General features: G+C 66.4%; 15 protein-coding genes. 9 read left to right on the top strand and 6 right to left on the bottom strand.

The annotated features are described in order from the left end of the window. Position 1 precedes the first annotated feature (1 nt). Complete coding sequence (locus FHJ30_RS06725; RefSeq protein ID WP_139028528.1) at positions 2 to 535, bottom strand: WhiB family transcriptional regulator; 534 nt, start codon at positions 533 to 535, stop codon at positions 2 to 4. A 403-nt stretch (positions 536 to 938) separates the two neighbouring features. Here FHJ30_RS06725 and FHJ30_RS06720 point away from each other — a divergent pair, with 403 nt between their 5' ends. Beyond that, positions 939 to 1,637 (top strand): TIGR03089 family protein, encoded by a 699-nt coding sequence (locus tag FHJ30_RS06720; protein WP_139028527.1) that lies wholly within the window; start codon positions 939 to 941, stop codon positions 1,635 to 1,637. Positions 1,638 to 1,663: 26 nt separating this feature from the next. On the opposite strand, the gene FHJ30_RS06715 is transcribed toward FHJ30_RS06720, so the two are convergent. Continuing rightward, positions 1,664 to 2,239, bottom strand: coding sequence for a GtrA family protein (locus FHJ30_RS06715; protein ID WP_139028526.1), 576 nt, complete (start codon positions 2,237 to 2,239; stop codon positions 1,664 to 1,666). A 173-nt stretch (positions 2,240 to 2,412) separates the two neighbouring features. On the opposite strand from FHJ30_RS06715, the gene FHJ30_RS06710 reads away from it, so the two are divergent. From FHJ30_RS06710 to manA, 4 genes are read left to right on the top strand one after another with little or no spacing between them, the layout of a single operon-like run. Further along, entirely contained in the window at positions 2,413 to 3,609 is a 1,197-nt protein-coding gene (locus tag FHJ30_RS06710; RefSeq protein WP_139028525.1) for a 5-(carboxyamino)imidazole ribonucleotide synthase, read from the top strand. Then, positions 3,606 to 4,190: a 5-(carboxyamino)imidazole ribonucleotide mutase gene (gene purE, locus FHJ30_RS06705; protein WP_139028524.1), complete on the top strand. Its 585-nt coding sequence runs from the start codon at positions 3,606 to 3,608 to the stop codon at positions 4,188 to 4,190. Before FHJ30_RS06710 ends, purE begins: the two co-directional genes overlap by 4 nt. 9 nt (positions 4,191 to 4,199) lie before the next feature. Beyond that, entirely contained in the window at positions 4,200 to 5,843 is a 1,644-nt protein-coding gene (locus FHJ30_RS06700) for an LCP family protein (RefSeq protein WP_139028523.1), read from the top strand. Between the two features lie 26 nt (positions 5,844 to 5,869). After that, on the top strand, positions 5,870 to 7,141 hold the full coding sequence (manA, locus tag FHJ30_RS06695) for a mannose-6-phosphate isomerase, class I (protein WP_139028522.1): 1,272 nt from the start codon (positions 5,870 to 5,872) through the stop codon (positions 7,139 to 7,141). 96 nt (positions 7,142 to 7,237) lie between these two features. Here the strand turns inward: manA and FHJ30_RS06690 are convergent, their stop codons facing one another. Next, on the bottom strand, positions 7,238 to 8,293 hold the full coding sequence (locus FHJ30_RS06690) for a peptidoglycan bridge formation glycyltransferase FemA/FemB family protein (protein ID WP_139028521.1): 1,056 nt from the start codon (positions 8,291 to 8,293) through the stop codon (positions 7,238 to 7,240). An 85-nt stretch (positions 8,294 to 8,378) separates the two neighbouring features. Then, positions 8,379 to 9,401: a class II fructose-bisphosphatase gene (gene glpX / locus FHJ30_RS06685; protein ID WP_171058962.1), complete on the bottom strand. Its 1,023-nt coding sequence runs from the start codon at positions 9,399 to 9,401 to the stop codon at positions 8,379 to 8,381. 225 nt (positions 9,402 to 9,626) lie between these two features. Between glpX and FHJ30_RS06680 the strand changes: the two genes are divergently transcribed. From FHJ30_RS06680 to FHJ30_RS06670, 3 genes are all read left to right on the top strand, one after another. Next, the gene (locus FHJ30_RS06680) at positions 9,627 to 10,307 is read left to right on the top strand and encodes a DUF4245 domain-containing protein (RefSeq protein WP_139028784.1); all 681 of its coding nucleotides are present in this window, start codon (positions 9,627 to 9,629) and stop codon (positions 10,305 to 10,307) included. 9 nt (positions 10,308 to 10,316) lie between these two features. Then, a complete protein-coding gene (locus FHJ30_RS06675) occupies positions 10,317 to 10,931 on the top strand; it encodes a carbonic anhydrase (RefSeq protein ID WP_139028519.1) in 615 nt (204 codons plus the stop codon). Positions 10,932 to 11,019: 88 nt separating this feature from the next. Beyond that, a complete protein-coding gene (locus FHJ30_RS06670) occupies positions 11,020 to 12,450 on the top strand; it encodes a class II fumarate hydratase (protein ID WP_139028518.1) in 1,431 nt (476 codons plus the stop codon). 89 nt (positions 12,451 to 12,539) lie between these two features. Here the strand turns inward: FHJ30_RS06670 and FHJ30_RS06665 are convergent, their stop codons facing one another. Together FHJ30_RS06665 and FHJ30_RS06660 are read right to left on the bottom strand one after the other, a co-directional pair. Then, on the bottom strand, positions 12,540 to 13,010 hold the full coding sequence (locus tag FHJ30_RS06665; RefSeq protein WP_139028517.1) for an NUDIX domain-containing protein: 471 nt from the start codon (positions 13,008 to 13,010) through the stop codon (positions 12,540 to 12,542). Positions 13,011 to 13,040: 30 nt separating this feature from the next. Continuing rightward, positions 13,041 to 13,595 (bottom strand): A24 family peptidase, encoded by a 555-nt coding sequence (locus tag FHJ30_RS06660; RefSeq protein ID WP_139028516.1) that lies wholly within the window; start codon positions 13,593 to 13,595, stop codon positions 13,041 to 13,043. Between the two features lie 59 nt (positions 13,596 to 13,654). Here FHJ30_RS06660 and FHJ30_RS06655 point away from each other — a divergent pair, with 59 nt between their 5' ends. Beyond that, positions 13,655 to 14,449 carry a hypothetical protein gene (locus FHJ30_RS06655; protein ID WP_139028515.1) on the top strand — a complete coding sequence of 265 codons (795 nt, stop codon included), beginning with the start codon at positions 13,655 to 13,657 and terminating at the stop codon, positions 14,447 to 14,449. Positions 14,450 to 14,488 lie beyond the last annotated feature (39 nt).

The raw sequence follows: 14,488 nt of genomic DNA, 5'->3' as shown, positions 1-14,488 counted from the left end.
ATTAGATTGCTCGCTTCCTAAGCCGCCGGCGCTCGCGCTCGGAAAGGCCTCCCCAGATGCCAAACCGCTCGTCGTTTGCCAAGGCGTACTCCAGGCACTGCGAACGCACGTTGCAGGCCCCGCACACCTTTTTCGCGTCGCGGGTGGAGCCGCCCTTTTCGGGGAAGAATGCCTCGGGGTCAGTCTGGGCGCACAGGGCGTCTGTTTGCCAGCCCAGCTCGCCTTCGTCGTCAAAGTCCTGCTGGAAGGGCAGCCCGATCCATACGGGCTGGGTGGAGCCTGCCGCGGCAAGCTCCATGGGAGGGTCGAGTTCATCCTCCGGCTCGGCGCCGCCGTCCAGCAGGGCCTCATGCGCGGCGAGGAAGGCAGTGGCCTGGTCTTCCAGGACGCCCCCCGCGTTCCTGTTGTATCGCTCGGCGGCATGGGGATCGGCCGGGTCGACGTACCAGTCGCTCGGCACCCCCCGGGCGCGGTATCTTGCCGTAGCCTGACCGGCCACGACGGCATCTTCCTGGATACGCTCTGCTTGCCCCATGGCGACCCTCCTGATGTTGCAGCCCCTGCCTGGATACGTGGCACTCGGTTGTGTGCCGGCATTTACGCAGTTGCCTTTAGTTATCTAATTACACGTGTGTAACTTGGGCGAGTCAAGCCGCTGCCGGATAATAATCACTGTGGATGATGAACAAGGCGTACGCCACGCCCGCTAATTTATTACGGGCGCGCAGCGCTCCCCTCCCGAACCGCGGACCAGGGGTCCCGAACCCCGGGATTTCCGCCAATTGCGGGCAAACTACCCGGAGCGGCAGGAAATAGCAAGCAGGCTGAGTATCTAATGTGAGATATGTCACGTCCAGGTTTTTGCCGCAAGGTGGTGCGTTGGGCTGCGGAGCCGGGGAACCGTGTCCAAGGACCGTCCCCGGTGGCAGGATGTAGCCATGACCAATCCGGCAGCTGACCTCATGGCAACCCTTCGTTCAGGCAACTCCACCGCCCCGCGCCTCACTTGGTACGGCCCCGGCGATGAACGGGTTGAGTTATCCGGCAGGGTGCTGGACAACTGGGTTGCCAAGACCAGCAACCTGCTCCAGGACGAACTGGACGCCGCTCCCGGCATGCGCCTTCGCCTGGAACTGCCGGCGCACTGGAAATCCATGGTCTGGGCACTTGCCGCGTGGCAGCTCGGGCTGCAGACCGTGCTTGACGGCAGCACGGCGGATTACCTCGTCACCGCTGATCCGGAAACAGTTGAAGGGAAGTACGACGCCGTCGTCGCCGTTGCGCTGCCGGCACTGGCCATGCGCTGGCCGGGTGAGCTGGGCGCCGGGTACATCGATTATGCAGCGGACGTCCGCTCCCACGGGGACGTGTTCATGGCCCACGCCGAAGCTGATCCTTCAGGTTGCGCGATTGTGGCCAGCGACGGCCGGCGCCACCTTCACCAGGACCTGCTCGACGGCTTCGCGGTGCCCCATGACGAGGGCGTGCGGCTGCACATTCCTGCCGGGAACGGCCTTGAGGCAGCCCTGGCCAACGCCCTCGGCGCCTGGCGGCGCGATGGCTCGGTGGTGGTCACCCATCCGGACGTACAGCTGACGGAAAAACTGCTCACAGCAGAACGCATCCACGGCAGCTGACCCAGCTGCCGGCCAGGCCGGTACGGCTAGGCCTTGCCCTGGCCTTCGGCCGAGGTTTCCCGTTCGGCCGAGGCGTCCCGCTCGCCGGCGACGGCGTGCTCTTTGTGGTGGTGGTGCAGCTCGATGAGCTCGTGGTCGTGGGAGAACTCCGGCTCCTGGTCCAGTTCCTGGTTGAACACCAGGAACCGGTAGGCGAAGAAACGGACAACAGTGGCCACCAGGATGCCCACCACTCCCGCGAAGAACAGCATGTTCTTGTCCGTCACGCCCATCCCGTACTTGGCGAGGGCGGTGAAGCCGGTGGAGATGCCGATGCCGATGCCGTTGATGAGGACGAACATCAGGAATTCCCGGAGCACATTTGCCTGCCGCCGGTGCCGGAAGGTCCAGAGCCGGTTGGCGATCCAGGAGAAGACCGTGGCCACCGAGGCACCGACAAACCGGGCCTTCGCCTCGCTGTCGGTCATGGGCCCGTGCATAAGGTAGTAGGTGAGGCCGTTGTCGATGACGAACGCAACACCGCCCACAGCTCCGAATTTGGCTACTTCACGCCAAAAAAGGGACGCGAGTCCCCGGATACGGTCTGCAAGTGCGGTAAACATGGCCCTCCATGGCTGTCTGAAATGTGGGCCATCGGGCCAGACGCCCATTTTAGCCCCCAAACCTGCGTGGCAGCCTCCCTAACCTGCGCCGGGGGCTGGCGGCGGCCGAAACACTCTTACCCGCCGGGGACAGGAACGTGGGATACCGGGCTGTCTTCGGTAGGCTGGCCAATGTGACTTTTCCAGTAATAGGCGTGGTGGGCGGCGGCCAGCTTGCCCGCATGATGGCCCCGGCCGCTACCGCACTCGGCTTTGAACTCCGCGTCCTGGCCGAAGGTGATGATGTCTCCGCTGTTTCGGCAGTGCCCTCCTCGCCCGTGGGTGACTACAAGGACCTGCAGACACTCCTGGACTTCGCTGAAGGCCTGGACGTCATGACCTTTGACCATGAGCACGTCCCAACAGCCCACCTTCGTGCCCTGCAGGACGCCGGCGTCAACATCCAGCCCGGACCCGATGCGCTCGTCAATGCCCAGGACAAGCTGGTGATGCGTGCAGCCATCGACAGGCTGGAACTTCCCAACCCCGCCTGGGCCTCCGTGGAGGATGTCCCCGAACTGGTCGGCTTCGGGGAGCGGACCGGCTGGCCGGTTGTCCTGAAGATGCCGCGGGGCGGGTACGACGGCAAGGGCGTCCGCATTGTTGGCTCAGCGGAGGAGGCTGCGGACACAGGGGAATGGTTTGATGCGATGAGTCCCCTCCTCGCCGAGGCAAAGGTCGAGTTTACGCGCGAGCTGTCTGCGTTGGTTGCACGGACGCCGGACGGCGAAGCCCGGGCCTGGCCAGTGGTGCACACCATCCAGGTGGACGGCGTCTGTGACGAGGTCATAGCGCCCGCCCTGGACATCCCCGTGGAGGTTGCCGCGGCAGCGGAAGACGCCGCCCTGCGCATTGCCGGCGAGCTGGGGGTGACCGGCGTGCTGGCCGTCGAGCTCTTCGAGACTCCCGGCACGGGGGCGGGGTTCCTGATCAACGAGCTCGCCATGCGCCCCCACAACACCGGGCACTGGACGCAGGACGGCTCCGTGACAAGCCAGTTCGAGCAGCACCTCCGCGCGGTCCTCAACCTTCCCCTGGGCGCAACCGACATCCTCGCGCCGGTGGTGGTGATGAAGAACTTCCTGGGCGGTGAGAACCAGGACCTGTTTTCGGCCTATCCGCTGGCGCTTGCGAGCGAACCTGCCGCGAAGGTGCACTGCTACGGCAAGTCCGTCCGGCCTGGCCGGAAGATCGGCCACGTGAACCTGGTGGGTTCATCAACCGCTGACGTTGAGTCTGTCCGCCGCCGTGCCACCATGGTGGCCAGCATCATCCGCGATGGGCGGGTGGCGGCGGAGGAAACGCCCAGCACTTTCGAGGAGAACGCATGAGCGCCCAAGCCACCCCAGCCACCGCTTCGGAGACAGCGCCCCTGGTGGGCCTGGTCATGGGGTCCGACTCGGACTGGCCTGTCATGGAAGCCGCTGCCGACGCGCTGGCGGAGTTCGGCATTCCGTTCGAGGCCGACGTCGTGTCCGCCCACCGGATGCCGACGGAAATGATCCGCTACGGGCAGACTGCCCATGAGCGGGGTTTGCGGGTCATCATCGCCGGCGCCGGCGGGGCGGCCCACCTGCCGGGCATGCTGGCCAGCGTTACCCCGCTCCCGGTCATCGGCGTGCCCGTTCCCCTGAAAACCCTGGACGGCATGGATTCATTGCTGTCCATCGTCCAGATGCCGGCCGGAGTTCCAGTGGCCACCGTTTCCATCGCCGGGGCACGCAACGCCGGACTCCTGGCCGTGCGGATGCTGGCGGCCGGCACGGACGAGCTTGCGGCGTCGCTTCGAGCAGACCTGCTTGACTTCGCCGCGGACCTCAACGCCGTCGCTACCCGCAAGGGCGCCAACCTGCGGCAAAAGGTCAGCGAGGTCTTCGCTGAAGGCAACGGCGCCCTGCGGGGCAGCCGCTAGGCGGCGCGTATGTCCAGCAGCAAGCTGCAGCAGTCTGCTCCCGGCGCAATGACGGACCCCGTCCGGTACCCGGCCAGCGCTTCCCCGCCCGTCCGCACCAAGCGGGCTTTTGTGCTTATCCTCCTGACCCTCCTGGTCCCGGGCAGCGCCCAAATCGTGGCCGGCGACCGCAAGCTGGGCCGCGCCGCACTGACCGTGACGCTCTGTGTCTGGGCGGTGCTGGCCCTCACCGTGCTCCTGCTGCTGCTCAACCGGACCCTGCTGATCAACATCATTGCCAACCCCTTCGCTTCCCTGGCGATCGTGATCCTGCTGGTTGCCCTGGCCATCGGATGGGCAGCGCTGTTCATCAACACCCTGCGGCTGATCCGGCCCGTACTGCTGGCACCATCGGTCAGGCCCGCCGTCGTCGTTGCCCTGGTCCTGGCGATGGTGCTGGGCAGCGGCTCGCTCGGCTATGCGGCGTACCTGCTCAACGTCAGCCGCAATGCCATCGGCAGCATTTTCTCGTCCGGACCCGCGATTGATCCTGTGGACGGGCGCTACAACTTCCTGATGATGGGCGGTGACGCCGGTGAAGACCGCACCGGACGGCGCCCGGACAGCCTGTCCGTGCTGAGCGTGGACGCAGAAACCGGGCAGACTGCCATCATTTCCGTCCCGCGCAACCTGCAGAACGCACAGTTCAGCGAGGACTCGCCCATGCGGTCCATCTACCCCGACGGCTATGACTGCGGCGACGAGTGCCTGATCAACGCGATCAACACGGAAGTCACCAATGAGCACGCGGACCTCTACCCCGGAGTGGCCGATCCCGGCGCGCAGGCCACCATGGAGGCGGTTTCCGGAACCCTCGGCATGGAAATCCAGGCCTATGTCCTGGTGGACATGCAGGGATTCTCGTCGCTCATCGACGCCATGGGCGGGATCAGGATCAAGGCCGGCGGCTGGGTACCCATGAGCGGTTATTTCGACGATTTCAGCCAGACCCACGGCATGCCGCTCGGCTGGATCCCGGCAGGCGAGCAGACGCTCGACGGCAACCAGGCGCTGTGGTACGGCCGGTCCCGCGAGTACGTGGATGACTACTCCCGGATCCAGCGCCAGCAGTGCGTGCAGCAGGCCATGCTGAAGCAGCTGGATCCCACCACGCTGCTGGCCAAGTTCGAGGACATCGCCAACGCGGGGACCAAGGTGGTGGAATCGAACATCTCCTCCGCGCAGCTGGGCAGCTTCGTGGACCTTGCCATCAAGGCGAGGGGCCACGACGTCAAGCGGCTGACCATCGGACCGCCCGACTTCGACGCCTCCTTCTCCACGGTTCCGGACTTCGACCAGATCCATCAGCGCGTGGACCAGCTGCTGGCATCGGCCTCCGCCCGGGGCGCCCAGTCAGCAGGAACTCCCGACGACGCCATCGCCGTCCCGAAGGCGGGTGCCGGGCGCATCCAGGCCGCCGGGGCCTCCCCCGCCGCCCTGCTGGCCGGCAGCAGTACAGCGCCGCAGCCCTCGCCGTCGGACTTCACGCCGGTGACCACAACGCCCGACGGTGAACCGATCACCGCAGAGCTGCTGAACCAGCTAAAGCGCAATGGCGATGAAGAGGCCATCCGCCAGCTGGTGGCCACCAACGGCCAGTGCGCCCCGCTCTAGCAACCCACGAAGGAACGGAACGGTTTTTGTACCAGATTGACAACGTCCTGCGGGACTACGCCTGGGGTTCGACGACGGCCATCGCCGCCTTGCTGGGGCGCCCGGAGTCCGGCGGCCCCGAAGCTGAACTATGGATCGGCGCGCACCCCGATTCGCCCTCGGTCGCCAGCGTCCCTGAGGACGGCTCGGCGACCACGGCCCTGGACGCCCTGATCGCGCGCGATCCGGAACATTTCCTGGGGGCGGACTCCGTTGCCCGCTTCGGTCCGCGGCTACCGTTCCTGGCCAAGATCCTGGCAGCAGCCCAGCCGCTGTCCCTGCAGGTCCATCCGAGCCTTGAACAGGCGAGGGCGGGCTTTGCGCGGGAAAACGCCCAGTGCCTCGCCCCGGACGCTGCCAACCGGAACTACCGGGACGACAACCACAAGCCGGAAATGATTCTCGCCCTGACGCCGTTTGAGGCGCTGTGCGGTTTCCGTCCGGCAGCCCGGACGGTGGAGATCCTGCGCCACGTGGCCGCCGCCTTCGGCTCCGTGGAGGGCGAGGCGCCCGCGCTGGTCAATGCCCTGCTTGCGGACCTCCAGTCAGGCGACGAGGGCGCGGGCCTGCGCAAGGCCTTCGAGCGCCTGATCAGCGGCGGCCAGTCCGTGGCTGATGATACGGCGCTGGTGGTGGCGGCGCTCCTCTCCGGGGCGCCCCTTGCCCCGTATGAGGCCGAGCTCAATACGGTGATCAGCCTGAATGAAAAGTACCCCGGCGATCCCGGGGTCCTGATCTCCCTGCTGCTGAACCGCATCTCGCTGGCACCGGGTGAGGCGGTCTACCTGCCAGCCGGCAACGTCCACGCGTACCTGCACGGCCTGGGCGTTGAGGTGATGGCATCCTCGGACAACGTCCTGCGCGGCGGCCTCACGCCCAAGTTCGTGGATGTGCCCGAACTCCTGCGGACCGTTGACTTCCAGCCCGTCGCCGTGCCCATGCTCGCTGCCGAACGGACAGTCCTGGACCAGGAACTGTTCCGCCCGCCGTTCGAGGAATTCCAGCTGCAGCGCATCGTGCTCCCACCCGACGCGGGACCCGTTCCGCTGGCACAGTCCGGCGCGGCAGTGGTGATAGTCGTGGCCGGGGACATTTACCTGGATTCGCCCAAGGGCGACCTGCAGCTCTCCCGCGGCGGCAGCGCCTTCCTGGCCGCCGCCGAGGCTCCGGTCAACGTCCACCCGGTGGCCGGGAGCACTGAGCCTGCGCTTGCTTTCGCCGTGACCACGGGCCTTTCGCCGTCCGCCGCCGGCAGCTAGCGGCTCCGCCAGCAACAGTAAAGGGCGACGGCGGCACCCCACTCGGGTGACGCCGTCGCCCTTTATCCTGGCTGGCTGCGCGTTGCGACGGCTGCGTTAGCTGCCCGGGCGCAGCTTCCGGAGCACGGGGCGGGCCTTGCCGGCAGCAGCCTTCAGCAGCCGCCGGCCGGTCTGCAGCCCGCGGCGCGCCAGCGGCATGGCCTGGGCATAGGCGGGGTAGAACGGCGAGAGCGGCTTCTCCCAGGTGCCCAGGAGCATGTTCTCGTGCTTGGCGAACTGCTTCTTGAAGTCCGAGATGCCGTCGTTGAGCAGGCCGTTAAAGTCGTAGCGGGAGCAGCCGTCCTCCCGCATTGCCTGCAGCGCCGCCCACTTCACGCCGTAGTTGACCCGCTGCTTCTGCCCCTCGGCGGAAACGCCGCCGTAGAGCTCGAAGGCGGTGGAGGCGCTCCTGGCGAGCCAGACGAACGCCAGCAGCTGCTCGCCGTCGAACGCCCCGATGATTGGCGAGCCGTCCCCCATGTTCCTGAAGATGTCCCGGTAGTACTGGTCCTCGTGGATCCCGAATCCGGCACGCTCCGCCGTCTCGTGGTAGATCGCCAGCACCTGCTCAAGCTCCGCGTCGTTCTTCACCTTGCGGAACTCCACGTCGCTGCGCATGGCCTTGCGGATGTTGGCGCGGGTGGACTTGGACATGTCCGCCATGAGTTCGTCATCAGTCCGGGTGAGGTCAAGGATCAGGGTCCGCGGGATCAGCACCGTATTGCTGGAGGGCCGGAAGCCTGCGGCCGCCACAGCACCGGCGAAGACGGAATCCTGGTCCCAGTCAGGTTCGATGCTCAGGGCCACTCCGCGGTGGCGGGCGGCGGCATGCCCGGCCAGGCTGTTGAGGACCGCTTGGGCATTCTCCGGCGCACACATGGGGCCACGGGGAATGTACACCAGCGCACGGAACGGAAGGGGCAGGCGCCGGACCAGCAGCTGTGCGCAGCCAATGGTGTTTCCGCCCTCATTGATGAGCACCCGGTCCACGGACCAGCCGTGCATTGCCTTGGTCTCGCCCCACCCCCAGAGCTGTTGCGGATGTCCCTGGAACCGGTCAACGTGGTCATCCCAGAGGGCGCGGTCAGTACAGGGCACAACAGCAGGAATCATGGCTTCAACCCTATACCAACGCCTTAACGGGAGAGCCCGGAGTGCGCTGTGCACTCCGGGCTCTCGGGCGGGGCCGGGCTGGACGTCAGCTCTTGCGGGCGTACCCTTCCCACTTGTCGGCGCGGTGCTCGCCGTCCACGAAACGGATGGTGCCGGACTTGGAACGCATCACGATGGACTGCGTGAGGACCCTGTCCTTGGAGTACCGCACGCCCTTGAGCAGGTCGCCGTCGGTGATGCCGGTGGCCGCGAAGTAGCAGTTGTCGCTGGAGACGAGGTCGTTGGTGGACAGGACCCGATCAAGGTCGTGGCCGGCGTCGATGGCCTTCTGCTTCTCTTCGTCGCTGGTGGGCCAGAGCCGGCCCTGGATCACGCCGCCGAGGGACTTGATGGCGCAGGCCGCAACGATGCCTTCGGGGGTGCCGCCAATGCCCATCAGCGCGTCAACGCCGGTGCCGGACCGGGCAGCGGCGATGGCGCCTGCAACGTCGCCGTCCATGATGAACTTCGTGCGCGCGCCTGCCTCGCGGATTTCCTCCACCAGCGGCTTGTGGCGGTCGCGGTCAAGGATCATGACGTTGAGCTGGTTGACCTTGACGCCCTTGGCCTTGGCGATCAGGTGCAGGTTCTGCTTGACCGGGAGGCGGAGGTCCACCATGTCCGCGGCTTCCGGCCCGGTGACCAGCTTCTCCATGTAGAACACGGCGGAGGGGTCGAACATGGAACCTCGCTCGGCGACGGCAAGGACGGCCAGGGCGTTGTTGATGCCCAGCGCGGTCAGCCTGGTGCCGTCGATGGGGTCAACGGCGACGTCGCATTCGGGGCCGGTACCGTCGCCAACGCGTTCGCCGTTGAACAGCATGGGGGCTTCGTCTTTTTCGCCTTCGCCGATGACCACAACGCCATTGAAGTGGACGGTCTGCAGGAAGGAGCGCATGGCGTCGACGGCGGCGCCGTCGGCCTTGTTCTTGTCTCCGAAGCCAACCCAGTGGCCGCCGGCAATGGCAGCGGCTTCGGTCACGCGGACAAGCTCGAGGGCAAGGTTGCGGTCCGGCTCATCGTTGCCCACTGCAAGGGACGGGGAGAGCGTGGAGTACTTCTGGGTCATGGACGCTGGTGACACGTGAACCTCTTCTTCGAGTGGCGATCATTGAACCCACCCAGCCGGTGCAGCAGGGCGGTGATTCCTCTGATACCGATCATAGTCGCGGCACCGCCTGCCCGGCGGCGGATGACGCAACGGCGCAATGTGCCAGCAGGCCGATCCAGCGGGCCGACGGCGGCCAAATGGAAGTTGGCTGCCGGCATGGGCGACTATAGAGGGGTGAATGACATGCAGGAAAAGACCACTCCCACTCCCGAGCCGCACGGATCCGGAGGCAGCAGCGGATCCGGCGCCACGGCAGGGCAGGGGCAGGTTAAGCCCGTCATTCCGGCCGCAGCCGCCAAACGCGCCAACGCCTCGGTGCTTGGCATGGTCATCGCCTTGGTGGTGAGCATTGCCGCGTTCCTCCCCATCATCCTCATGAATCCGCTCCCCAAGAGCGACGGCTACCGCCCGAACATCGACGTGGCGGCCAGCGCGCGGAACGCCACTGATGTGGCGGGATTCACACCGGTGGCGCCGGATACCGGCAACGCTTTCCGGCCGAACTACGCCCGGTGGGAAGCCGGAACCGGAAGTGGTGTCCCCACGTGGGAAGTCGGCTACCTGACGCCCAAGGAGTCCTTCATCGGCCTGGTCCAGACCCGGAGCGCCAATCCCACCTGGCTCCTGCAGCAAACCAGGAACGCACCCGTCACCGGCTCCCGGAACGCCGGCGGGCAGGACTGGCAGCTTCGGGACACCGGAAAGGGCGAAAAGTCCCTGGTGCTGGATTACCGCGGCACTACCGTTGTCCTGTCCGGGGAGGCCCCACTGGACGAGTTCGCCGCCCTGGCGGACGCCGTCGTCGTGGCCCTGGAAAGCAACCCGGCTGTCACAGTTTCACCCTCCGCCGCCGCCGCCCCGTAAGGTAGGCGCGTGGCTACCTATCTGACTCCCGCACTCGCCTGGCGCCGTCTGCGCGAAGGAAACGAACGCTTCGTCAACGGCGAGACCTCCCATCCCAACCAGGACGCCTCACGGCGGTCCTCCCTCGTGGAGAACCAGCACCCCTTCGCCGTGATCTTTGGCTGCTCCGATTCGCGGCTGGCCGCCGAGATCATCTTCGACGTGGGGCTTGGCGACGTCTTCGTCGTCAGGACGGCCGGCCAGGTCATTGACGACGCCGTCCTGGGGTCGCTGGAGTACAGCGTGGCAGTGCTGGGGGTGCCCTTGATCGTGATCCTGGGGCACGACAGCTGCGGCGCCGTCAGCGCCACGAAGTCCGCGGTGGAAACCGGTGAGATGCCGGCAGGCTTCATCCGGGACCTGGTGGAGCGGATCACCCCGTCGGTCCTCACTTCCCTGCGCAACGACGAAACCGAGGTCAACGACATGGTGGTGGAGCACGTCAAGCAGACCTCGCAGCGCCTCGTGGACAGCTCCCGTGTGATTTCCGACGCAATCGGCTCCGGCCGGACCGCGGTGATCGGCCTTTCGTACAGCCTTGCCGAAGGCCGCGCAAACCTTGTTTCCGGAATCGGTGAGCACTAGGAACTCCGCAAAACTCCCGTGGCCCGGGGGCTCGTAGCAAGCAGTTCACGGTTTTCGATGCGGCGCCCGTGCGTCCTAAGCTAGCCCCATGACTTCCACTGAAGAGTTCCGCATTGAACATGACACGATGGGCGAAGTCCGCGTCCCCGTGAACGCACTGTACCGCGCGCAGACGCAGCGGGCAGTGGAGAACTTCCCCATTTCCGGCAAGACCCTGGAACGTGCGCACATTGAAGCACTGGCCCGGGTCAAGAAGGCTGCCGCCCAGGCCAACGCTGAACTGGGTGTGCTCGACGGCGAGCTGGCCAAGGCGATCGCAGGCGCAGCCGATGAGGTTGCCGCCGGCAAGTACGACGGCGACTTCCCCATCGACGTCTTCCAGACGGGCTCCGGCACGTCCTCCAACATGAACACCAACGAGGTCATCGCCGAGCTTGCCTCGCGTGCCCTCAAGGCCGCCGGCAGCGACAAGGTTGTCCACCCGAACGACCACGTCAACGCCTCGCAGTCCTCCAACGACGTGTTCCCCACGTCCGTCCACGTAGCTGCCACCTCAGCGCTGATCAACGACCTCATCCCGGCCCTCGGCTACCTGGCCGAGTCCTTGGAGCGCAAGGCTGTTGAGTTCAAGGACGTGGTCAAGTCCGGCCGCACCCACCTTATGGATGCCACCCCGGTGACCCTCGGCCAGGAGTTCGGCGGCTACGCCGCGCAGGTCCGCTACGGCATCGAGCGCATCAACGCCTCGCTCCCCCGCGTCGCCGAGGTTCCGCTCGGCGGCACGGCCGTGGGCACCGGCATCAACACCCCGGCCGGCTTCCCGGAGCGCGTCATCGAACTGCTGGCAACGGACACCGGGCTTCCGCTCACCGAGGCCCGCGACCACTTCGAGGCGCAGGCCAACCGCGACGGCCTGATCGAGGCGTCCAGCCAGCTGCGCAACATCGCCATCTCCTTCATGAAGATCAACAACGATCTCCGCTGGATGGGCTCCGGCCCCAACACGGGCCTGGGCGAGATCGCCATCCCGGACCTGCAGCCCGGATCCTCGATCATGCCCGGCAAGGTCAACCCCGTGATCTGCGAGGCGTCCATCATGGTCTGCGCGCAGGTCATCGGCAACGACACCGCCATCGCCTGGTCCGGCACCAACGGCGCCTTCGAGCTGAACGTCGGCATCCCCGTCATGGCCGCCAACCTGCTGGAATCCATCCGCCTGCTGGCCAACACCAGCCGGGTCATGGCGGACAAGATGATCGACGGCATCACCGCCAACGTGGAGCGCGCACGCTTCCTGGCCGAGGCTTCCCCGTCCATCGTCACCCCCCTGAACAAGTACATCGGTTACGAGAACGCGGCCAAGATCGCCAAGACGGCCGTAGCCGAGGGCCTCACTGTGCGCCAGGCCACCGAGAAGCTGGGCTTCGTCGGTGACGGCGAGGGCCAGGTCTCCGAAGCGGATCTGGACAAGGCACTGGACGTCACCACCATGACGGCCCCTGCCCACAAGGCCAAGTAAACAGCCCAGGCCCCACGCTAAAGCACGACGGCGGCCGGTACCTTTTGCAGGAAAGGTACCGGCCGTCGTCGTCCCCAGCACGGCGGGACTCAGGGTTCGAAGTGGGCTGCTTCCGCCGGAGCCAGGGCACGGCGGATGCTGGTGAGGTGACCGGCCATGAGCTCAGGCAGTTCATCAATGCCGAACCAGCCGACGGCAACGGATTCGTCGTCGTTCACCCTGGCGGTTCCGGACACGTAGCGGCAGAGGAACACCACGTCCAGGAACTCGCACACGTCGCCGTTCGGGTAGGTGAAGGGGCCAACCGCCCCTACGGAAACAACTCGCTCGGGTTCGGCCACCACCGCCGTTTCCTCGAAGATCTCCCGCACCAGGCCGCGTGCCGGCTGCTCCCCGGGCTCCAGCATCCCGCTGACCAGTGCCCATTGACGGTTGTCCGCCCGCTGCGCGAGCAGGACGCGGCCCAAAGCGTCCACCACCACGCCGCGGACCCCCGGGACCCAGAGGGGATCGTTCCCGATTTTCTTACGGAGTTTCAGGACATAGTCAGGCGCTGGCATGCCGCCAGCCTACCGAACTGCCGGGCAGGATCAGGCCGGAAGCAGCATGGCCGCAGCAGTTCCGGCGAGCATAAACGGCCCGAACGGGATGGAGGACTTCAACGTCCCCCTGCGTGCAGCCAGGAGCATGATGGACCACAAGCCGCCCAGCAGGAAAGCCAGGAAGGTACCGGCAAACAGGTGGCCCCAGCCGAGGTAGCCGAGGTACATGCCCAGGACTCCTGCAAGTTTTACGTCGCCGAATCCCATTCCGGGTGGATAGGCCGCCCGGAGGATGAAGTAGAAGAGCCACAGGATGGCGGCTCCCGCCACCACCCGGAGCACCGGAAGCGCCAGGAGGCCCGCGGGGAATCCGGGAGGGCCTGGGTCCGCGCCGGTACCGGTTCCGGGAAAGGCCGACGCCGCGAGGAGGAGCACACCGGCAACGGCGTAGGACGGGAAGACGATCCGGTTTGGCAGGAGGTGGTGGCGGACGTCAATGACCGTGAGCCGCACGGCCATCACCGCGAAGTAGGCGCAGGCAGCCAGCACCAGCCAGAAGGCCAGCGGGGTATGCTGCCACAGTTCGCCCAGTCGTTGGATCACCCTCGGATGCTACTGGATTTCCGCTCCCCGGCAGTACTGGCCGCGCGTAAACTGTGGATATGGCGACGTGGGAATCCCGGCACCGGCCGGATCCGGGCAGTAGTGCTGCCCCCACAGAACTCGCAGGGATGTTCCGGGACCTGTGCCGCTCCTCCCCCTGGAAGTGGCAGTCGTTGCGCTTTGAATACTGGGACGAGCCCTTCGCGGAGGCTCCCAGTCCCGCAGCTCCGCTTGTCCGCGCGTGGCTGCGCCGCCCCGGGGCACTCCGCCTCGAAAGCCCGGACGGACTGGTCCTCCACAGCACCACCGGAATCAATGATTCCAGGGACGGCTTTTACACCAGCTCCACCCGGAAATCGTGGCTCCTCCCGCCCCACCTGGTGACGCCCGTCTATGACGACCTGGGCCTGGTGCGCCGCCGTCCGGAGGCAGCCTACGGCGAGCCGGGATTCGGCAACGGCCGCTTCTCCGCAGCCCTGGACCCGGTGGAACTCGCAGGCAACGCCCCCGTGCCCCTTGAGTTCCCGGGCAGCAACGCCGTAGAGATCCACGAGGTTGGCCGCCGGGAGCATGAGGGCCGGCCCGCTCTTGAAGCTGTTGTGTCCCCCACCGCCGCCTACCACCCCGTGGATCCCGCCGCTCCGCTGTGCCTGCCGGGCCGTACCCGGATTCGCGTGGACCTTGGGACAGGGGTCTGCGTCTCCAGCCGCTCCCTGGAGTCCGACACGGACCAGTACGGGCACTGGCTGCGGATCATCGCCGTCGACGAATACATGCTGGACGACCTGTTCCTTGCCCAGTCCATGAACCTCACCGACGTCCGCCGCCACATCAGCTGGGATGTCTCAGCCTGACCGTGACATGCCAGGCTGCGGTCCTTCGGCTAGGCTTCG

This window comes from Arthrobacter sp. BB-1, from assembly GCF_006151685.1.
Classification (GTDB): Bacteria; Actinomycetota; Actinomycetes; order Actinomycetales; family Micrococcaceae; genus Arthrobacter.
This window is presented reverse-complemented; position numbering and strand designations above follow the sequence as displayed.